20 protein-coding genes are annotated in these 21,092 nt (G+C 63.9%); 16 read left to right on the forward strand and 4 right to left on the reverse strand.

The features are described from left to right. The first annotated feature begins 29 nt into the window (after nt 1-29). From WIMU1_RS14295 to WIMU1_RS26400, 10 genes are all read left to right on the forward strand, one after another. Nucleotides 30-224, forward strand: coding sequence for a ubiquitin-like protein Pup (locus WIMU1_RS14295; protein WP_023959236.1), 195 nt, complete (start codon nt 30-32; stop codon nt 222-224). Next, a complete protein-coding gene (prcB, locus tag WIMU1_RS14300) occupies nt 221-1,039 on the forward strand; it encodes a proteasome subunit beta (RefSeq protein ID WP_023959234.1) in 819 nt (272 codons plus the stop codon). The genes WIMU1_RS14295 and prcB overlap by 4 nt, the downstream gene beginning before the upstream one ends. Then, the gene (prcA, locus tag WIMU1_RS14305) at nt 1,036-1,848 is read left to right on the forward strand and encodes a proteasome subunit alpha (protein WP_062798144.1); all 813 of its coding nucleotides are present in this window, start codon (nt 1,036-1,038) and stop codon (nt 1,846-1,848) included. Before prcB ends, prcA begins: the two co-directional genes overlap by 4 nt. Nucleotides 1,849-1,888: 40 nt before the next feature. After that, entirely contained in the window at nt 1,889-3,247 is a 1,359-nt protein-coding gene (gene pafA / locus WIMU1_RS14310) for a Pup--protein ligase (protein WP_081729813.1), read from the forward strand. Nucleotides 3,248-3,271: 24 nt separating this feature from the next. After that, a complete protein-coding gene (locus WIMU1_RS14315; protein WP_062798145.1) occupies nt 3,272-4,267 on the forward strand; it encodes a helix-turn-helix transcriptional regulator in 996 nt (331 codons plus the stop codon). Further along, entirely contained in the window at nt 4,264-5,229 is a 966-nt protein-coding gene (locus tag WIMU1_RS14320; protein ID WP_062798147.1) for a helix-turn-helix transcriptional regulator, read from the forward strand. The genes WIMU1_RS14315 and WIMU1_RS14320 overlap by 4 nt, the downstream gene beginning before the upstream one ends. A gap of 89 nt (nt 5,230-5,318) precedes the next feature. Continuing rightward, complete coding sequence (gene tatA / locus WIMU1_RS14325; RefSeq protein WP_062798149.1) at nt 5,319-5,585, forward strand: Sec-independent protein translocase subunit TatA; 267 nt, start codon at nt 5,319-5,321, stop codon at nt 5,583-5,585. A 117-nt stretch (nt 5,586-5,702) separates the two neighbouring features. After that, entirely contained in the window at nt 5,703-6,674 is a 972-nt protein-coding gene (gene tatC / locus WIMU1_RS14330; protein ID WP_062798151.1) for a twin-arginine translocase subunit TatC, read from the forward strand. Next, on the forward strand, nt 6,661-9,453 hold the full coding sequence (locus WIMU1_RS14335; protein ID WP_062798153.1) for a DEAD/DEAH box helicase: 2,793 nt from the start codon (nt 6,661-6,663) through the stop codon (nt 9,451-9,453). Before tatC ends, WIMU1_RS14335 begins: the two co-directional genes overlap by 14 nt. A gap of 135 nt (nt 9,454-9,588) precedes the next feature. Further along, nucleotides 9,589-10,302, forward strand: coding sequence for a DUF4333 domain-containing protein (locus WIMU1_RS26400; RefSeq protein WP_169805147.1), 714 nt, complete (start codon nt 9,589-9,591; stop codon nt 10,300-10,302). 30 nt (nt 10,303-10,332) lie between these two features. Here the strand turns inward: WIMU1_RS26400 and WIMU1_RS14345 are convergent, their stop codons facing one another. After that, entirely contained in the window at nt 10,333-11,265 is a 933-nt protein-coding gene (locus tag WIMU1_RS14345) for a 5'-3' exonuclease (protein ID WP_062798604.1), read from the reverse strand. Nucleotides 11,266-11,375: 110 nt separating this feature from the next. Further along, nucleotides 11,376-12,422, reverse strand: a complete 1,047-nt coding sequence (locus tag WIMU1_RS14350; protein WP_084248253.1) for an alpha/beta fold hydrolase — start codon at nt 12,420-12,422, stop codon at nt 11,376-11,378. 93 nt (nt 12,423-12,515) lie between these two features. Between WIMU1_RS14350 and WIMU1_RS14355 the strand changes: the two genes are divergently transcribed. Beyond that, entirely contained in the window at nt 12,516-13,634 is a 1,119-nt protein-coding gene (locus tag WIMU1_RS14355; RefSeq protein ID WP_062798155.1) for a M24 family metallopeptidase, read from the forward strand. Nucleotides 13,635-14,017: 383 nt separating this feature from the next. After that, a complete protein-coding gene (locus WIMU1_RS14360) occupies nt 14,018-15,577 on the forward strand; it encodes an HNH endonuclease signature motif containing protein (protein ID WP_062798157.1) in 1,560 nt (519 codons plus the stop codon). 41 nt (nt 15,578-15,618) lie between these two features. On the opposite strand, the gene WIMU1_RS14365 is transcribed toward WIMU1_RS14360, so the two are convergent. Further along, nucleotides 15,619-16,029 carry a PPOX class F420-dependent oxidoreductase gene (locus WIMU1_RS14365; RefSeq protein ID WP_062798163.1) on the reverse strand — a complete coding sequence of 137 codons (411 nt, stop codon included), beginning with the start codon at nt 16,027-16,029 and terminating at the stop codon, nt 15,619-15,621. 95 nt (nt 16,030-16,124) lie between these two features. On the opposite strand from WIMU1_RS14365, the gene dprE2 reads away from it, so the two are divergent. Genes dprE2 through WIMU1_RS14385 form a run of 4 tightly spaced genes read left to right on the forward strand, consistent with a single transcriptional unit; the run spans nt 16,125 to nt 19,610 of the window. Continuing rightward, a complete protein-coding gene (gene dprE2 / locus WIMU1_RS14370; protein WP_084248255.1) occupies nt 16,125-16,883 on the forward strand; it encodes a decaprenylphospho-beta-D-erythro-pentofuranosid-2-ulose 2-reductase in 759 nt (252 codons plus the stop codon). Beyond that, nucleotides 16,880-18,091 carry a bifunctional cobalt-precorrin-7 (C(5))-methyltransferase/cobalt-precorrin-6B (C(15))-methyltransferase gene (locus WIMU1_RS14375; RefSeq protein ID WP_062798166.1) on the forward strand — a complete coding sequence of 404 codons (1,212 nt, stop codon included), beginning with the start codon at nt 16,880-16,882 and terminating at the stop codon, nt 18,089-18,091. The genes dprE2 and WIMU1_RS14375 overlap by 4 nt, the downstream gene beginning before the upstream one ends. Then, nucleotides 18,088-18,855 (forward strand): precorrin-4 C(11)-methyltransferase, encoded by a 768-nt coding sequence (gene cobM / locus WIMU1_RS14380; RefSeq protein WP_062798168.1) that lies wholly within the window; start codon nt 18,088-18,090, stop codon nt 18,853-18,855. Before WIMU1_RS14375 ends, cobM begins: the two co-directional genes overlap by 4 nt. Then, a complete protein-coding gene (locus WIMU1_RS14385) occupies nt 18,852-19,610 on the forward strand; it encodes a cobalt-precorrin-6A reductase (protein ID WP_062798170.1) in 759 nt (252 codons plus the stop codon). The genes cobM and WIMU1_RS14385 overlap by 4 nt, the downstream gene beginning before the upstream one ends. Here WIMU1_RS14385 and WIMU1_RS14390 read toward each other — a convergent pair. Beyond that, nucleotides 19,592-21,091, reverse strand: a complete 1,500-nt coding sequence (locus WIMU1_RS14390) for a precorrin-2 C(20)-methyltransferase (protein ID WP_062798172.1) — start codon at nt 21,089-21,091, stop codon at nt 19,592-19,594. The two genes, WIMU1_RS14385 and WIMU1_RS14390, sit on opposite strands and share 19 nt — an antisense overlap. Nucleotide 21,092: the final 1 nt, after the last annotated feature.

Here is a 21,092-nt window from a genome sequence, read left to right on the forward strand (position 1 = left end):
GGCGGGGCCGTGTTCTGAAGGAGGCAGCGATGGCGCAGGAGCAAACCAAGCGTTCAGGCGGTAACGACGACGACAACGATGCCGGTTCGGATTCGGGCGCGGGTCAAGAGCGTCGCGAGAAGCTGGCCGACGACACCGACGACCTGCTCGACGAGATCGATGACGTGCTCGAGGAGAACGCCGAAGACTTTGTGCGCGCCTATGTGCAGAAGGGCGGCCAGTGACCGATCGAATCCAGTCACTTGGTCAGGACATCTCGTCGTTCTCCGACTACCTGCGTAACCACGCGCCAGACCTGTTGCCGGTCAACCGGTTTCCCGAGGGGGTAACTGCGAACATCCCGCACGGAACCACCATCGTCGCCATCGCGTATCCGGGTGGCGTGGTGTTGGCCGGCGACCGCCGAGCCACCGCGGGCAACATGATCGCCAGTCGCGACATGCGCAAGGTGTTCATCACCGACGACTACTCGGCGGCAGGCATCGCCGGGACAGCGGGTGTCGCCGTGGAGATGATCCGGCTCTTCGCCGTCGAACTCGAGCACTACGAGAAGATCGAGGGCGTCTCGCTCACCCTCGACGGCAAGGTCAATCGACTTGCCTCGATGGTCCGCTCCAACCTCCAGGCGGCCATGGCCGGACTCGCAGCCATCCCTCTGCTCGTCGGTTACGACTCCGATGCGATCGACCCACAGCGGCCGGGTCGCATTTTCTCGTTCGACGTCGCGGGGGACCGCCACGAGGAACACGGCGGGTTCCAGGCGATCGGGTCGGGCTCGGTATTCGCGAAGTCGGCCATCAAGAAGCTGTATCGGCATGACCTGACCGCCTCCCAAGCTCTCGAGATCGCTGTCGAATCGCTGTACGACGCGGCCGACGACGACTCCGCCACCGGTGGTCCCGACATGGTCCGGGGGCTGTACCCGACTGCCGCGGTGGTGACCGCCGAAGGTGCAGCTGAGGTGTCCGCCGCCCAGATCGAAGAGGCGGCCCGATCGGTGATCACCCGTCGCTCCGCCGTCGAAGGGACGCAGTCATGACGTTCCCGTATTACGCCAGCGCCGAACAGATCATGCGTGACCGGTCAGAGCTGGCACGCAAGGGTATTGCCCGCGGCCGCAGCGTCATCGCTTTGACCTACGCCGACGGAGTGCTCTTCGTCGCCGAGAACCCCTCCAACACGCTGCGCAAGGTCAGCGAGATCTATGACCGGATCGGGTTTGCCGCGGTCGGCAAGTACAACGAGTTCGAGAGCCTGCGCAAGGCCGGTATCCAGCACGCCGATATGCGCGGCTACAACTACGACCGTGCCGACGTGAGTGGGTTGTCGCTCGCCAACGCCTACGCCAACACACTCGGTTCGGTGTTCACCGAGCAGCCGAAACCGTTTGAGGTCGAGCTGTGTGTGGCCGAGGTGAGCCGGCCCGGAAAGCCGGGCCCGTCCCAGCTGTACCGGATCACCTATGACGGCTCCATCGTCGACGAGACGCGGTTCCTGGTCATGGGTGGCGCCACCGAGGCGATCTCGGCGTCCATGAAGGACGCCTACGACGGGAACGCCGATCTACGAGGCGCGTTGGCCTCGGCGATCAAGGCGCTCGAAACCCCGCCTGCGCCCAACGGTTCGAGCACCGGATCGGGCTCGAGCACCACAGTCGCCGCCGAACCGCGCAAGCTCGAACCGGGCGACCTCGAGGTGGCAATTCTGGATCACGGACGCCCTCGACGAGCGTTCCGACGGCTGACGGGAACCGCCTTGGTGGACCTGTTGCCAGAACGTCCTTCCACCGACTCCGATGGCGCCGACGGCGCGACCGGTGCCGGTGGCTCCAATGGAACCGAAAGCTGAATCCGTACCCACTCGGACACTCGGCGGTAGGGTTGAAATCGTGCAGCGACGAATTATGGGTATCGAAACCGAATTCGGTGTCACATGTACTTTTCATGGGCACCGCCGGCTCAGTCCCGATGAAGTCGCTCGGTATCTGTTCCGCCGGGTGGTGTCGTGGGGCCGTTCATCGAACGTGTTCCTGCAGAACGGGGCACGGCTCTACCTCGATGTCGGTTCGCACCCCGAATACGCGACTGCCGAGTGCGACAACCTGCAGCAACTGATCGAGCACGACCGTGCGGGCGAACTCGTACTCGAAGATCTGCTCATCGACGCCGAACGTCGATTGGCCGACGAGGGTATCGGTGGGGACATCTACCTGTTCAAGAACAACACCGACTCCGCAGGCAACTCGTACGGTTGCCACGAGAACTATCTGGTGGTGCGTGCCGGCGAGTTCTCGAAGATCTCGGACGTCCTGCTCCCGTTCCTGGTCACCCGGCAATTGATCTGCGGCGCAGGCAAAGTCTTGCAAACGCCCAAGGCGGCCACATTCTGTCTGTCGCAGCGCGCCGAGCACATCTGGGAGGGCGTGTCATCGGCCACCACCCGCAGCCGGCCGATCATCAACACCCGCGACGAACCGCACGCCGACGCCGAGAAGTATCGCCGACTGCACGTGATCGTCGGCGATTCGAACATGGCCGAGACCACCACGATGCTCAAAGTGGGGTCGGCGGCTCTGGTCCTCGAGATGATCGAGGCCGGCGTCGCCTTCCGTGACTTCGCCTTGGACAACCCGATTCGGGCGATTCGCGAGGTATCCCACGACCTCACGGGACGTCGCCCGGTTCGCCTGGCCGGCGGCCGCCAGGCCAGTGCCCTCGACATCCAGCGGGAGTACCACGCGAGAGCCGTCGAGCACCTGCGCACCCGTAAGCCAGATCAGCAGATGACCCAGGTCGTCGATCTGTGGGGCCGGATGCTCGACGCGGTGGAGCAGCAGGACTACGCCAAGGTGGACACCGAGGTCGACTGGGTCATCAAGCGCAAGCTGTTCCAGCGCTACCAGGACCGCTACTCGATGGATCTGTCCGATCCCAAGATCTCGCAGCTGGACCTGGCGTACCACGACATCAAACGAGGTCGCGGCGTCTTCGATCTGCTTCAGCGCAAGGGCCTGGCCGCGCGCGTGACCACCGACGAGGCCATCGCCGCGGCGGTGGACACCCCGCCCCAGACCACGCGTGCCAAGCTTCGTGGCGACTTCATCGCGGCCGCGCAGAAGGCCGGCCGCGACTTCACCGTCGACTGGGTGCATCTGAAACTGAACGACCAAGCGCAGCGGACGGTGCTCTGCAAGGACCCGTTCCGCAATGTCGATGAGCGCGTCGATCGCCTGATTGCCTCCATGTAGCGAGGCCGACACTAAGCTGTCCGGGTGGCGATCAATAAGGTTGAACGATTGATGAACCTGGTCATCTGTCTGCTGGCCACCCGGCAATACCTCTCGGCCGACCAGATCCGCAGTAGTGTCGCCGGATACCAGGACTCCAAATCCGACGAGGCATTCAATCGGATGTTCGAGCGGGACAAGACCGAGTTGCGTGATCTCGGCATCCCGCTGGAGACGGGGCGTAGTTCTGGATTCTCGCCGGTCGACGGTTACCGAATCAACCGCGAATCCTACGAGCTACCCGACATCGACCTCGACACCGATGAGGCCGCCGCTGTCGCGCTGGCCGCCGCGCTGTGGGACACCCCGGAATTGGCGGCCACCAGCAACAGCGCGCTGATGAAGTTGCGGGCCGCAGGTGTGCAGATGGACTCCGAATCCGCGTTCGACGCCGGTGCCACCGCAATTCACTCGAGTGCCCCTCGTGGGATCGGGTCGCCAGAAGTCCTCGGAACGTTGCTGGCCGCTCTCGAGGAGAGCCGGCCGGTGCGGTTCGAGCATCGCTCATCGCGTACCGCGCCCTACGTCACCCGCACGGTCGAACCGTGGGGAGTGGTCACCCATCAGGGTCGGTGGTATCTCGTGGGCCATGACCGCGACCGCGGACAGACCCGCACGTTCCGGTTGACCCGTATCGCAACGGTCTCCCCGTTCGGTAAACCCGGCGACGTCGCACGGCCCGGAGATGTGGATCTGCGAGCCATCGTGGGCGCGGCCGTCGATCGTTCGGGTCCTGCGGTCACGGCCCATGTGTGGGTCGCCGCGGAGCGAGCCGCCGGGCTGCGGCGGATGGCCAAAGGCGAGGAGCCCGGCGATCACAACGGCCGACAGGGGTCCGTCCTCCAGATCGAGATGAGGTCGGTGGACGGATTGACCCGCCAGGTTCTCGCAGCGGGAACCGACGCGGTGGTGATCGATCCCCCCGAACTGCGCAACACCGTGGTCGACGGTCTGAAAAGCCTTGCAGGAGTGAGCTCATGAGCTCGGGGACCAGTCGGCTCACCCGCCTGCTCGTAATGGTGCCGTACTTCTTGGCAAACCCTGGGGTCAGCGCTGCAGAAGCGGCTCGCGATCTCGGTACGACGCCGAAGCAGGTGATGGACGACCTCAATCAACTGTGGATGTGCGGACTGCCGGGGTACTCGCCCGGCGACCTCATCGATCTGTCGTTCACCGAGGACAGCGTCGAGGTGACCTTCTCCGCGGGCATCGACCGACCGCTCAAGCTCACCGCGGCCGAAGCCGCACCTCTGCTGGTGGCCCTGCGCTCGCTGATCGACGCATCGGGCGTGGTGGATGCTGCTGCTGCGCGGCGGGCGATCGCGAAGATCGAGAATGCGATGGGTACACCGATAGGGGAAGCCGTCACCGAGACACCGACCTCTGACTCCGATCCGGCGGAGTCACCTGCGGTGATCGCCGTGCGGGATGCAGTTCGTCGGCGTCATGCCGTGCGGCTGCGGTACTACTCCGCATCCCGCGACGAGGTCACCGAGCGGGTCGTCGACCCCATCCGCATCCAGGCGGTGGACGGTCGCGGATACCTCGAGGGTTGGTGCCGTTCCAGCGGGGGTATCCGGTTGTTCCGGTTCGACCGGATCGACGAGGCATCGGTACTCGACGAGGTGGCTCGGCCACCGGCGACCGCGGAGTCCGACCAGACGCTTGCGCTCTTCGAATCCGACCCCACGTTGCCGCAGGCGGTGATCGAGATCGATCCGGAGGTGGTCTGGGTTCTCGACTATTACCTCATCGAGCCGGTCGATCCTGACGGGATCGCCGGTTCGGATCAGCCGGTGCTGGCAACGATGACGTACGGGTCAGCCGAATGGCTCACCCGGTTCGTTCTCGGTTTCGGTGGCAAGATCAAGGTGCTCAATGCCGACGAGATGGCCGCGGACATCCAGGCCAGGGCAGCTGCAACGCTGGCGATGTACAGCTGAGCAACCGCCGAGCGTCGGCACTCACACGTCGACTGCCCGGTTTCCGGGTAGCATCGCAGACATACTCGATTGGGAGAGGTAACCGCACCATGAACGCATTACAGCCTTGGCACATCATCCTGGTGGTGGTCGTTTTTCTGATCCTTTTCGGATCAAAGAAGCTTCCTGACGCCGCGCGCGGACTGGGCAGGTCGATGCGCATCTTCAAGAGCGAGGTCAAGGAGATGCAGAACGACGGCAAGTCGGAGACGGAGACACCCCCGACGACCGCCGCGACGCCGGACCCACGACAGATCACCACGGGAACGGACGCTGCTTCGGCCACCAGCACCGAATCCGAACGCAGATCTGCCTGAGCGTTTCCACCGCCGTACGGCCGGCACAGGACGACGACCTCTTCATGGACCACACTGCGGACCGGAGAGGTCGCTTTCTGTTCGGCGCACCTCTCACTGACCTGAATAGTTCACACCGTGCGCATTCCTCTTGACCCTCGGCGCCGCAAGCGCAAGGTGAACCCCGACGGAACGATGTCGTTGGTGGACCACCTGCGTGAATTGCGGACCCGGCTGCTGATCTCGGTGGCCGCGATAGCACTCACCACGATCCTCGGTTTCGTGTGGTACTCCCATGGCTTCCTGGGCATCGACTCGCTCGGCGATCTCCTGCGTGAGCCCTATTGCAATTTGCCGGAATCCTCCCGCGCCAACCTCACCGGCGACGATGCCTGCCGTCTTCTCGCGACCGGTCCGTTCGACCAGTTCATGCTGCGATTGAAGGTGGCGTTGACCGCCGGGTTCGTGATGGCGTGCCCGATCTGGTTCTACCAGCTGTGGGAGTTCATCACCCCGGGCATGCATGACAAGGAACGCAAGTACGCGGTCTCGTTCGTCAGCTGCGCGGCCCTGCTGTTCGTCGCCGGAACCGTGCTTGCCTACCTGGTGATGACCAAGGCTTTCGAGGTCCTGCTGACCATCGGTGACAACGTGCAGATCACGGCGCTCGCCGGCGACCAGTACTTCAACTTCCTGCTGCATCTGCTGATCATCTTCGGGGTGAGTTTTGAACTGCCGTTGTTGATCGTGGCCCTGAACATGATCGGCGTGCTCAGCTACGAGCGGCTCAAGGCCTGGCGTCGCGGACTGATCTTCGGCATGTTCGTGTTCGCCGCGTTCTTCACACCGGGCTCCGATCCGTTCACGATGCTCGCCCTGGCGGGGGCGCTGACGATCCTGCTCGAGATGGCCATCCAGATCGCGCATCTCCACGACTACCGCAAGGCCAAACGTCAGGAAGCCGAATGGGGAGACGTCAGTGATGACGAGGCCTCGCCGATCGGCGGCCCGACGGGCTCAGTACCCGCATCCGGCCCGGTCGAGCGCCCCGCGCCGGTGTCGACGGCCCCTTCGATGAGCGGAGCCGATCACTTCGATGACACTCTCTGAGGCGCAACTCGAGCTGGACACGTTTGCGGGGCGTCAGCCATTTGCCCTCGATCCGTTCCAGCGTGACGCCTGCTCGGCGCTCGCCGACGGACACGGCGTCCTGGTGTGCGCGCCCACCGGCGCAGGCAAGACGATCGTCGGCGAGTTCGCCGTGCATCTCGCCCTTGCCGCCGGCACCAAGTGCTTCTACACCACCCCCATCAAGGCGCTGAGCAACCAGAAGTATGCGGACCTGGTCCGGGCACACGGTGCGGAGTCCATCGGTCTGCTCACCGGCGATTCGTCGATCAATTCCTCGGCACCCGTGGTGGTCATGACCACCGAGGTGTTGCGGAACATGATCTACGCCAATTCACCCGCGCTCGACCGTCTTTCGCATGTGGTGATGGACGAGGTCCACTTCTTGGCCGACCGCTTTCGCGGCGCGGTGTGGGAAGAGGTCATCCTGCATCTCGCTCCCTCGGTCCGCGTGGTGAGCCTCTCGGCGACGGTCAGCAACGCCGAAGAGTTCGGTGCGTGGATCCAGACCGTCCGTGGGGACACCACGGTGATCGTCGACGAACATCGGCCCGTACCGCTCAGTCAGCACATGCTGGTCGGTAACCGACTCTTCGACCTGTTCGATCACCGTGATGCCGCTGCACCGAACAAGAAGCCGGCGGTCAATCCAGAGCTCACCCGCTACATCCGGCACCGCGAACTCGCGGCGCGCCGCGACGACGACTTTCCCCCACGCGGACGCGGACGGCGCGGACCTCAACGTGGTGAGGGGCGCCGCGGGGGCGTTCCGAGACCGGTTTCCCGGCCCGACCTCATCGCGCGTCTCGATCGTGAAGGTCTGCTGCCCGCAATCAGTTTCATCTTCTCGCGAGCAGGATGCGAGGGTGCACTGAGCCAGTGCTTGCGTTCGGGCCTCCGGTTGCTCGAGCCCGACCAGGCCAAGCAGGTCGACATCATCGTCGACAAATACGTCGCCGAACTCTCGGCAGCGGACCAGGACATCCTCGGCGTTCACGCGTGGCGCGAAGGTCTCACGCGAGGGTTCGCCGCCCACCACGCCGGACTGCTGCCCGCGTTTCGTCACGCCGTCGAAGAATTGTTTGTCAAAGGTCTCGTCAAAGCCGTGTTCGCCACCGAGACACTGGCTTTGGGGATCAACATGCCGGCACGATCGGTCGTCTTGGAACGGTTGATCAAGTTCAACGGCGAGGCGCACGTCGACCTGACGCCGGGGGAGTACACCCAGCTGACCGGTCGAGCCGGGCGTCGAGGGATCGACATCGAGGGCCACGCGGTGGTCGTGTGGACCGACGATCTCGAACCGACGCGCGTCGCCGGCCTGGCTGGTGCCCGCACGTTCCCGTTGCGCAGTTCTTTTGCGCCTGAATACAACATGGCCGTGAACCTGATCGGGCGGCTGGGCTTGGCGGGTGCACGAAATCTGCTGGATCGATCGTTCGCCCAGTTCCAAGCGGACAAGTCGGTGGTCGGTCAGGCCAGGCAGATCGACACCGCGCGCCGTCAACTGCGCAAGATCGAGGTCGAACTGGAAGGCCGCGCCGAGGGCCGCGGCCTCGACGAAGGCATCGACGGGTTCCTGGGTTACACCAGGTTGCGCGAGCAGATCCGGTCGCGAGAGCGCTCGCTCAAGTTCGAGTCACGGATGGCCTCGCAACAGAGCACGGTCGAAGATCTGTCCGCACTCAAGCGTGGTCAGGTCATCGGCCTGCACGGTGGCCGGCACCGAGGGCTCGCGGTGGTTCTCGAACCGGCGACAGACATTCGCGATCCCAAGCCGCTTGTGATCTGCGAGGACGCCTGGTGTGGCAGGGTCGGTCCCCGCGACTTCCTGAACCCGCCCCAGGTGCTCGGCAACATGCGGCTCGCCAAGCAGATCGACAGGCGTACGGGGCGCGGTCGACGAGACCTCGCGTCCGCGTTGCGGTCGTCGGGCATCGACATGCCCCGCGGTAAACAGGCGAAGCGCGCCCGCGCGGCAGATGATCGTGAATTGAGTCGTTTACGTAGCGAACTGCGCAATCACCCGGCACATCAGATACCTCAAGACGACGAACTCTTTCGGTTGGCCGAACGACGAAACCGGGTTGCGCGTGAGATCTCGGCGCTCGAAGAGTCGGTTGCCCAGCGGACCTCGACGTTGTCGATCAACTTCAACCGCATCGTGGCGGTGCTCGTCGAACTGGGGTACCTCGAGAAGGCGGAGTCGGAGGGCGAGCTGAACATCACGTCGGCAGGCGACACCCTGAGCCGCGTGTACAGCGAAAGCGACCTGCTGATCTGTCAGAGCATCAGAGACGGGTTGTGGGATGACCTGGGTCCGTCCGAACTCGCGGCTGTCGCATCGTCGGTGGTCTACGAATCCCGGCGCGACTCGTACGGTGGCGCGGAACTCGTGACCGGAGTGGTCAGTGTGCGCGACGCACTGCACCGGACCCACTCGGCCTGGCACGACCTGACCCGACTGGAGATGAAGCATCTCGTGGAACCCACCCGCGAGCCGGACGCCGGGTTCGCCACGGCGATTCATCTGTGGGCATCGGGGCGAGGCCTGACCGAGGTGCTCGCGGCGGCCGGGGAGCGCGGCACGTCACTTCCGGCCGGTGATTTCGTCCGATGGAGCCGCCAGGTCATCGACCTGCTCGAACAGATCAGAACCGCCGCAAGCCTGCAGACATCCGGGCAGTCGCGTCTGACCCGTTCCGCTTCTGCGGCCATTGCCAGCATCCGAAAAGGCGTGGTGGCCGTCGAACTCGGCTGAACCGTACGCTCCGGCCGGTCTACCTCTGCGTTTGCCGGTCGCGTCTGCTGAACCGTTCGATGGGTGTGCGGTATGTTCGGGGTCGGTAATTCTGGCACCGCGAGTTTCCACGGTGCGGACAAGCGGAGGGAACACATGAGCGGGCCCAACGACCCCAACAACCCCGGATCGCCTGAACAGTGGCAGCAGGGTCAGCAACCGGGCCCGTGGGGTCAACCGACACAGGGCCCGCCACCGGGGCAGGGGTGGGGTCAGCAACCGCCGCAGCAGTACCCGCCTCAGCAGAACCCGGGTCAGCAGGGGCCCGGCCAGTATCAGCCGCCCAACTACCCGCAGCAGGGCGGCCAGTACGGCCAGCCGCAGGGACAGCCGGGCAATTACGGCCAGCCTCAAGGTCAGCAACCCGGTTACGGCCAGCCTCAGGGCCAGTACGGACAATCCGGTCCGTACGGACAGCCCGGGCAGTACGGACAGCCGGGACCCGGCGGCTCGGACCAGTTCTCGGCGATGGCTCAGCCGAAGTCGGGAAAGAAGCTGCCCCTCATCATCGGGGCGTCCGTGGTGGCGTTGCTCGCAGTGATCTTGGCCGTCACAGCGTTCCTCGCACCCGGATTCGCCGTCACGAAGGTACTCAGCCAGGAGGCGGCCCAGGAGGGTGTCAAAACCGTTCTGGAGAACGACTATCAGGCAGAGGGCGTCGAAAACGTCAAGTGTCCCATGGACAAAGAGATCAAGAAGGGCGACAGCTTCACCTGCACGGTGACGGTGAGCGGCGCCAATCAGCAGGTCAAGATCACGTTCCTCGACGATGACGGCAAGTACGAGGTGGGTCAGCCGACCGCCGGCTGATGCCGGCGGTCGCTCGCCTGTTGTTACTGATCAGGGGAACTGCCAACCCAGCGCTTTCCCGAGTCGGGAGACCGCGGAGCCGATGCCGAGTTCTTCGATCAGATCGGCCAGCGCGGCCGGATCTGCCGGCTCGCTGGGCAACCGGTCGTCCCCGCTGCTGATCATCTCTGCGTCGGTTCGGACGAACACCACCGTGCGAGCGGCGCTCAGATAGTCGGCGGCAGCTTTGAGGGATGTGCGTTGGCGGGTGGAGATCCGCCTGTCGGCGGTCGTGGCAGCGACACGCTCCAGTTCGTCCAGAGTCCCGAACGCCTGCAACAGTTTTGACGCCGTTTTCTCCCCGATTCCGGCCACCCCGGGCAGTCCGTCGGATGGGTCGCCCCGGAGGATCGCCATCTCGGCATACGCCGAACCCGGATCGGAAGTCGGCACGTCATATCGTTCGGCGACTTCGGCAGGCCCGTACATCTCGGCCTTCGCGAGCCCGCGTCCCACATACAGAACCCGGACCGGAACCGGGTCGTCTGCCACCACTTGTAGGAGGTCTCGGTCTCCACTGACCACCACCACCGGATCTACGGCTTCGGTGTGGGCAAGGGTCCCGATCACGTCATCGGCCTCGCAGCCTTCTGCGCCGGCGGTCGAGATCCCGGCTGCCGCGAGAACGTTCATGATCATGTCGACTTGGGGTGTCAGTGTGTCGGGCACCTCTTCCGATCCGTCTCCCGCGGCGTCGGCGACACGGTGCGCCTTGTACGACGGGATGAGGTCCGTGCGAAATGTGGGTCGCCACGAGAGGTCCAGACACACAACCAATCGATGGGGATGCTCGCGGGTGACCAGGGCGGCGATCATGTCGAGGAATCCGCGGACGGCGTTGACCGGACGTCCGTCAGGAGCGGCCATCTTCTCCGGCAGAGCGTGAAAAGCCCGGAACCACAGACTCGCACCGTCTAGCAGCATCACTGGTTGGTTCATGGCGTAAACCATGCCAGATCCACCGACGGGTGAATGCTTGTCCCGGTGATCCGAGTCGATCCGAACGATGTCCGCGGACGACGGCCGCGGCAGTTCTAGGTCGCGCTCCGTTCGTCGCTGTCTATCGCCTCGAGGACTGCGACTCGCGTATGCGGATCACCCGTCAGGGGCCTGGGCGGGGGACCTTGTCGCAGCGCCACTTTCACGTCGTTGCGGGTAATCGACGCAGGCTTTGTGGCAGAGGCGAACCGGAGGAAGAGATCGACGAATCGGTCGGGCTCGTCGCGGAACGGAAAATGGCCTGACTTCTCAAAAATCTCGAGCTGCGAGTCTGGCATCGCACTGTGCAGCATATGAGCGTGGCTCACCGGGATCACCTGGTCGTCGGACCCCCACACGATCAAAGTCGGGATGGCAGCGCTGAGGTAACAGCGGTCGAGCATGGTGACCACTTGGCCGCGCCAGTCGACAGCCGATCGTAGAGTCCGCGCGAACACCTCGGCCGAACCCTTCTCCGGCATGCGCTCGAGAACACGGACCACCTCGGTGTTGTCGCGGAACATCGCCATGGGCAACAGGTTCTGCATCATCCGGGCGACCGTCGAGAAGGTCGGGAACACTCCGGGTACAGAGATCACGCCCAAGGCGAGTTCTGCAAGGGGCAGCGACAGCGCTCGGAGAGCTGGGTTGACACCCTTGGTGACGCCACCGGTGCCCACGAGAACCAGCCGTTCCACCATCTCGGGGTATTGATAGGCGAATTGGCCGGCCACGCCCCCGCCCAGCGAGTGTCCGACCACGGTGACGCGTTCGATATCGAGGTACGTGAGCAGATCACGCATCCCGTTTGCGAATGCCGAGACCGAGTAGTCGGCTCGGGGCCGGTCAGACAGTCCATGACCCAGAAGATCGGGAGCTATCACCGTGTACTTCTCGCTCAGTTGCTCGAACACCGGCTCCCAGGCGAGCGAGTTGTCACCGATTCCGTGCAGCAACAAGACGGCCGGACCGCTCCCTGCCATACGAAATGCGCGCTTGTAACCGTGCAGAGTCGCGAACTGCGGGTCGATTTGCGCGCTCGGAACAGCACGGAGTCTGCGCGGCTCGCGTCCACGGTTCACGGTGCCGTCTTTCGATCCCATCTGTACATCTTCCGTCGAACCGGCCGTTTTCGCCCGTTCAACGACCGCTCACCGGGAGGACAGGCTCGTCGAGGGCCCGTTAGCCTGGGGGACATGGCTCACGAGCGTTTCTCAGCAGAGGTGTATCGGTCCCGACTGCAACGTGCGCAGCAGTTGACGGGCTCAGCCGGATTGTCTGCTCTGTTCATCACGCCCGGACCCGATCTGCGCTACCTGACCGGTTCCCGCGCCAGTACGTTCGAGCGTCTCACTGCGCTGGTGATCAGTCCCGATAGGGATCCGCAGGTCGTGGTTCCGAGGCTGGAACTCGCGGCCCTGCGGGAGTCTGCGGTCGGCGAGTTGGGCCTGGTTGTCCACGACTGGGTCGACGGTCAGGACCCGTATGCCATCGCAGTTGAAGCAGCAGGCGTGAGCGCAGGCCGTTACGCCGTCTCTGATGCGGCACCGGCACTTCACACCGTTCCGTTGGCAGCCAGGTTCGGTTCGAGCCCCGAATTGGCCACCGCCGTTCTGCGTCAGTTACGGATGATCAAAGACGACGCCGAGATCGACGCCTTGCGCCGAGCGGGTGCGGCGATCGATCGGGTTCATGCTCGCGTCGGCGAATGGCTCTCGGCGGGAAGGACAGAACGCGAGGTCGCTACCGACATCGAGGCCGCGATCGTCGCCGAGGGTCATACTGGCGCCGAGTTCATCATCGTCGGCTCCGGCCCCAATGGCGCCGACCCACACCACGAGGTGTCTGATCGGGTGATCGAAGACGGCGATGTGGTGGTCGTCGACATCGGCGGCCCTGTCGAGCCCGGGTACAACTCGGATTGCACCCGAACCTATTGTGTCGGAAAACCTTCCGGGGAGATAGCCGGTCAGTACCGGGTACTGGAAGAAGCCCAGCGTGCAGCGGTGGCGGCAGTACGCCCGGGCGTCAGTGCCCAACAGATCGACGCAGCGGCCCGCGACGTGCTGGCCCAGGCCGGACTGGCCGACAAGTTCGTCCATCGAACCGGTCACGGAATCGGCCTGTCAGTCCACGAAGAGCCCTACATCGTTGAGGGCAACGACATCGAGCTGCAGGTCGGGATGGCCTTCAGCGTCGAACCCGGGATCTACTTCCCAGGTGGATGGGGTGCACGAATCGAAGACATCGTCGTGGTCACGGCTGACGGATGCGAATCACTCAATCAGCGGCCTCACGAGCTGAAGTCGGTCTGACGGCGCACTTTCGACCCACTGTGCAGCTACAGGCTGCAGAAGCGACAACGCCGGTCAGCAGGGCCGCGGCCCCCATCGCTGGGGAGAAGCCGTCCCGAACCGACTCGGGTATCCGTCCGACCTGATCCATCGACGATCACCCGAACGAGGGAACCTCTGCGGCGAGGCGGTCCGCATCAGGGCCGCCTACCTCTTTGGTCGTTTGTGCATGAATCACATTTTGTCGCAATTTGATTCGCACATTGCCGTCCCCACCATCGGCCACCGACGCCTCGTTCGATCGGTGTTGTCGCCTCTCCTCCTGCTATCGAACAGGTGTTCGACATTGTCGGATTCTGTTGGTAGACTTGATGAAAGGGTTTCGAGGGCTGGGGGGCTTGTCGATGAGTGATTCGGTGACGGTGGATCCACCGCCGGTTGCGTTGTTGGTGGGGTTGTATCGAGATCTTGATGCGGTGCTGCAGCGGATTGCTGCCACGTCAGCAACTGATGTTGATGATGTGCAGGTTGTTGAGTTGGTGCGGGTGAACGAGAGAGTTGTTCGGGCACTGACGTTTCAGGGCCTCAGGCGGTTGCAGGAGGTGAATGATCGGGGCTTGTTCCGTAAGGCTGGTCATTCGACGTTGCACCGGTTTGTGATGAGTGAATTGCGGGTCTCTCGTGGTGATGCCTCCTCGCGGTTGAAAGGACTCGATGCTGCTGGTGTGTTGTTGTCGATGCAGGGCGAGGCGTTGCCCCCGAAATGCCCGGCCGCCGCCGAAGCCCTCGCCGACGGGGCAATTGGGTTGGCGCACATGGATGTGATGCTCAAAGTCCGCGACAAAATCCCGCACAAATCAGCGCCGGAAGTGTATGACGTCGTCGATGCGTGGATGACCGACAACGCCCGCACACTGGGACCCACCGAACTTGAGGTGTGTGGGCGGGAAGTCCTTGCCCGAGTCGATCCGGATGGATCGCTGACCGATGACGCCGACCGCAAACGCAACCGGGGTTTGTCCGACGGTCCCCAAGGGTTGGACGTGATGGCCAAAATCAGTGGCAACCTCGACCCGGCAACGTTGGCACTGTTTCGAACCGTGATGGACGTGTGGGCAGCACCCGGGATGAACAATCCCGACGACCCCAACTCACCCACCGGTGCCGCAGACGACCCGACCACGGACCCAGCAATCATCGAGGCCGCGGCCGGCCGTGACACCCGCTCCCGCGCCCAGCGACAGCATGATGCGTTCAAAGCAATCCTGAAGACCATTCTCGAGTACAAGTTGTTGGGGACTTCGCATCGTGGCCTGCCGGTGCAGGTCATCATCACGATGACCAAACAGCAGCTTGATGAGGCCGCGGGCATCGCCCACACCGCCTCCGGTGTTGGTATGCCGGTCAAGGACGCTCTCGAACTCGCCGCCCGGGCGGATTGGTCGTTGGCGGTGTTCGCCAACCACTCCGCCGACGTCCTCTACTTCGCACGCGCCAAACGCACCGCCCAACAAGGCCAACGGATGGCGTTATTCGCCAAAGACCGAGGCTGCACCAGCCCAGGCTGCCGTAACCCCATCTCGTGGACTGAAATTCATCACACCACTGCCTGGGCCGATGGCGGTTTGACTGACATCGACGTGCTCGCGCCGGCGTGCATTCCACATCACGCGATGATCGGACCGGGCGAAGACCAGTGGCAGACAGTGATGGTCACCGACGGACCCGACGCCGGCCGCGTCGCGTGGATCCCACCCACCTACATCGACCCCGACCAACAACCGCGAATCAACCGGGCCCACCACACCGACCACACCATCGAAACGGCCTGGCAGAACATCATCGCCGAACGCCAAGCGTCACTCGACGAACGCGAACAACGCATGCAGCTACAGCAACAAAGTACTGACGAGTCAATGGCCACCGGGGACGACGACGTCAGGAAAACCGGGCCGTCAGACTGATACTTGTTGGCAGCCAATGCGTTCTGGCTGTGCGTTACGAACTAGTCAGTTATTCCGAGGAGGGTTCGGGACCCGAGTACGCGCTTGACTTCGATTTGAACAACGACGCGTCGCGGGTTGACCTTTGGTTGCTTGTAGCGGTTCGCGTAGCGACGTTCACCTTCGGCGACAGCGTCGGGGTCGCGGTGCACCGACGCCGGGCCCTCGAGGGTCAGCCAGCGCGGGCCATCCACCTGGAAGACCGCCGCATACCCCGCACGCTCTACGTTGAGTACCTTCTGGCTTCCTTCGAAGGTGATCACGCGGACGAGCTCGGCTTCTTCGTCGTAGGTGAAGCCGACCGCAACAACGTGGGGCGTCCCGGCCTGCCGCACGGTGGTCAGGCTGCCCAGATGGCGGGCGCTCAAGAACTCGAGCGCATCAGGGGTGAGGTCGGCTGCTGTTTTGGACATCTACAGAGAATAGTCAACTTGACGTCATTCCCGAGCACGAGCCGCTCAGAGGCCTGACCCACAAGAGCCCGCGTCCGGTTTGGGATACTCATCCGGTGAGCAATCGTCGAGTGGTGGTTCTGTTCGGAGGACGTAGCGAGATCGGTGTCGAAGTCGCTGCCCGTCTCGCCGGGGGAGCGACAGTGATCCTGGCCGCGCGTCGGTCTGACGACCTGGCTGATCAGCGCGAACGGATGCTCGGTGAGAACGCCGCTGAGGTACACACCATCGAGTTCGATGCGAATGACACGGCGCAGCACGACGAGCTGATCAGGAAAATAGTCGCCGAGTTCGGCAGGATCGATCTGGCGATCATTGCCTTCGGCATCCTCGGCGACCAGGCCCGCGCCGAGGTGGACACCCAGCACGCCCTGCAGATCGCCCACACCGACTACTTGGCGCACATCAGCGTGATGACCCCCTTGGCCGCAGCGATGAAGACGCAGGGAAGCGGCGACCTCATCGTCTTCTCCTCGGTCGCCGGTGTCCGGGTCCGTCGCGCGAACTACGTCTACGGATCGACCAAGGCAGGACTGGACGGGTTCGCTTCGGGTCTCTCGGACGCGTTGCACGGCACCGGTGTTCGTCTACTGCTGGCACGCCCCGGATTCGTCATCGGGAACATGACCAAAGAACTGATGGCGTCGGGCGTCAAACCCGCGCCGATGTCTAGGACAGCTCCTCAGGTGGCTGATGCAGTGGTCAAGGCTCTGCATGCCGGCAAAACGGAGGTATGGATACCGGCTGCCCTACGCCCCATGTTCTTCGTCATGCGATTGCTGCCTCGGGCCATCTGGCGTCGGATGCCACGATGACCGACCCGCGGTTTGTCGTGGTGGGGATCGGAGCCGATGGTTGGGACGGTCTCACCGTGGCAGCCCAGCGGGAACTGCAGTCCGCCCACGTCATCTATGGATCAGCTCGCCAGATCGACCTTCTCGGACCCGTCCAGGCTGAATTGCGTCGGTGGACCAGCCCCATGTCCAGGCATCTTCGCGATGTCCTGGCCGGGGCAGAGCCGAAACCGGTCCACATCCTCGCTTCAGGCGACCCAATGTTTCACGGCGTCGGCGCATCCATCGTCAAACAAGTTGGCGCGCAACATGTCCGAATCATTCCGGCGGTGTCCAGCGCCAGTCTCGCCGCCGCAAGACTGGGCTGGGACCTGTCCACCACGTCGATACGCAGCATCGTCGACCGCCCGTTGGACTCGATCCTCTCGGCGGTCACCGACAACGTACGATTGCTCATCCTCAGTCGCGACGAGACATCGCCGGCACACATCGCAGAACTGCTGACCACGCACGGATTCGGCTGGTCGCAGGTCACGGTGCTCGAGCAACTTGGATCAGACCGCGAACGGCATGTCACCGGAATTGCCCGAACGTGGGGAGCACCGGTCGTCGACCGACTCAACCTGGTGGCAGTGCACTGTGTGGGACCTGCGGTGAGCAGTCAGGCAGGACTTCCCGACACCGATTTCTCCAACGATGGACAGCTCACCAAACAGGCCGTTCGTGCCCTGACGGTCACCGCATTACGCCCGGCCCCACGTCAGTTGATGTGGGATGTGGGCGCAGGTGCGGGCAGCATCGCCATCGAGTGGTTGCGCACCGATCCCAGTTGCACAGCGATAGCGTTCGAATCCGACCCGGTGCGGCGCGAGCGAATCGCCCGGAATGCGGCAGACATGGGGGTCAGCGGCAATCTCACCGTACTCGGCAGTGCGCCCGACGATTTCGAACACGCGCCCGACCCGGACACGATCTTCATCGGCGGGGGAGTCACGGCACCAGGCATCATCGATGGCTGCTGGGAAGCCCTTCTCGACGGCGGCCGCATGGTCGCCAACGCCGTGACCATCGAATCAGAGGCAGTGCTCGTGAAACAGCGATTTCTGGTGGGCGGAACGCTACGACGTTTCCACATCGACCATGCTGAAGCACTCGGCACGATGACAACATGGCGTCCCACTTTGCCTGTGACGCAGTGGATCGCAGACAAACCCAGGAGCATCGAGTGACCGTCTACTTCATCGGCGCGGGACCAGGAGCCGCCGATCTCATCACCCTGCGTGGTGCGACACTCCTATCGCAATGCAGCACATGCCTTTACGCGGGCTCACTCGTCCCGGCTGAGATGCTGGAGCACTGCCCACCCGACGCCACCCTGATCAACACCGCGAAGATGCCGTTGTCCCAGATCATCGAGCACATCGTGTCGGCGGACAGGTCCGGTCACGATGTAGCGCGCTTGCACAGCGGCGACCCGAGCTTGTATTCAGCTGTCGCAGAACAGGTGCGGCTCCTCGAGCAACACGGTGTGGCCTACCAGATCGTTCCCGGCGTACCGGCGTTCTCCGCGGCGGCCGCCGCACTGGGTCAGGAACTGACGGTTCCAGGCGTCGGACAATCTCTGTTGATCACGCGCGTGTCGACACTCTCGACGGACATGCCGAAGGGCGAACAACTGGCGGAACTGGCGCGAACAGGTGTCACGATGGCCCTTCACCTGGCAGCGCATCAAGCCGACCAGATCACGGATGCGCTTGGGCCGCACTACGGGTTCGACTGCCCCGTCGCAGTGGTTGCTTATGCCAGCCGCGACAATCAACAGATCATCCGATGCGCTCTACGCGAACTTCCTGGTCGCCTCGCACAGGCGGACATCCGGCGTACCGCAGTGATCTTTGTGGGCAGAGTACTTGCTGCTGAACACTTTCCGGATAGCTACCTGTACTCGTCGGCTCGTATGACCAAGCTCCGTGACGACGACGTGTCGTCGTGAGCGGCCCCGTTCTCATCCTCGGGGGCACCGCGGAAGCACGTGCTCTGGCAGAGATACTCGATCGGGACGGCATCCCGATCATCACCTCGCTGGCAGGCCGCGTCCAGAACCCGGCCCTGCCCAGGGGTGAGGTTCGTATCGGCGGCTTCGGGGGAGTGAACGGGCTACTGACCTGGTTGCGCGAGCAACAGTGCATAGGTGTGGTCGACGCCACCCATCCTTTCGCCCGAAAGATCTCCGCCAGCGCAGCGGCAGCGACGATGTCGGCGGGACTGCCGTTGCTGTCGCTTCGTCGGCCCCCATGGCAACCGCAGGCCGGGGACCATTGGCTGGACGTTCCGGATATCGCCGGTGCGGCCGCGAAAGTCGCCGAGCACGCCGACCGGCAGCCGGATCTCCGGGTCTTCCTCACCACAGGTCGGCAGGACGTTGATGTGTTCGCTGGCGTCGAGAACGCCTGGTTCTTGATCCGTCTCGTCGACCCACCCGAGCGCGAGACTCCGCCGCAGCACTTGATCCTGCGCAACCGCGGGCCGTACACCCTCGAAGGTGAGCGCAAGCTTCTGCGCGAGCACCGAATCGATGTGGTCGTCACCAAGAACAGCGGCGGAGATCTGGTTCGAGCGAAACTGGATGCGGCTCGAGAGCTCGAATTGCCGGTCATCATGGTGCAGCGACCGGTCACCCTGACCGGTACGGCTGTAGAAAGGCCTGAGGACGCGGCCCGCTGGGTCCGTCAGCGGGTGCTGTCGTAACGGCGGTTGGTGAACACCGCCGGACCACCGGCCCGCTGGATCACCGTGGTGGTGGACGACCCGACGATGAGCAGCGTTCGCATGTCGACAGCTGCCGGATCGAAATCGGCGACCGTGCTGATGGCAACAGATTGCTCGGGTCCGCCCACGTCTCGCCCCAGAATGACGGGCGTCGAGGGCGCTTTGTGTTCCAGCAGAATGCCTTTGAGCTCGGCTACTTGCCAGTTCCGGCTGGCCGAACCGGGGTTGTAGATGGCGATCACCAGATCAGCACGTAGCGCTGCCCGCACTCGCTCGACGATGACGTCCCACCCTTTGAGCCTGTCCGACAGTGAGATCACCGCGTAGTCATGGCCCAGCGGTGCGCCGGCGAGACTCGCCACGGCATTGGCTGCGGTGACCCCTGGAACCACCCGGACCGGCACATCGCGCCACTGGTCGTCGGCGGACTCCTCGACAACCGCAGCTGCCATGGCGAACACACCGGGATCGCCCGACGAGACCACGACAACGCGCGCGCCGTTCTTGGCGAGATCCAGTGCCAGGCAGGCCCGCTCGGATTCGACGCGGTTGTCACTGGCATGCATTCGCTGGCCAGGCCGTGGGTTGATGCGGTTCAGGTACGTCTTGTAACCCACCAGATCCGTGGCCTTTGCGAGCTCCGCCCGAACCTCTGGCGTGGTCCAGCGCGCCGCGCCGGGCCCCAGACCGACAACCACCACCTCGCCCTGGATAGCCGGTTCCGATAGAGGCGGGCTGTTGAGCCGGCCCGGTATCACCACCATGGAGAAGTAGGGGACCGAGGTGATGTCCACATCAGATATGGGCAGGACTTTCTGTGCACCCGTCGAAGCACGTTCCACGTACCAGGCGTGATCGATACGGCCGGACTCCTCGAGAGCCGCAACGACATCTGGGAAGGTGCGGCCGAGTTTCATTATCGCGACGGCGTCGCTGTCCTCGAGGCGCCGCACCAATTCGTCCTTCGGCAACGTCCCCGGCAACACCGTCAACGTCTCGTCGGCCTCCACGAGCGGTAATCCGGTGGCCGCCGCCGATGCGCTGACCGACGTGACACCGGGGATGATCTCGGTCTCGAACCGGCTCGCCAACCGTTTGTGCATGTGCATGTAAGAGCTGTAGAAGAGCGGGTCTCCTTCGGCCAGCAGTGCCACCGAGCGACCGGCCGAAAGGTGCTGCGCGAGAACATCGGCCGCTTCGGTGTAGAAGTCGTCGAGCGCCCCTCGGTACCCACCGGGGTGATCGGTCGTCTCCGTGGTCACCGGATACATCAGCTTTTCTTCGAGCTGGGCCGCGCGCAGATACGGTTCGGCCACCGATCGTGCGATCGACCTGCCGTGTCGAGCGCAGTGGTAGGCGACAACGTCTGCTTCACCGATGATGCGGGCTGCTTTCACCGTGACGAGTTCGCTGTCACCCGGGCCGATCCCGACGCCCCAGAGTTTTCCCTGTACTGCCATG

Origin of the sequence: Williamsia muralis NBRC 105860 (genome assembly GCF_001598915.1) — a bacterium.
Lineage (GTDB): Bacteria > Actinomycetota > Actinomycetes > Mycobacteriales > Mycobacteriaceae > Williamsia > Williamsia muralis.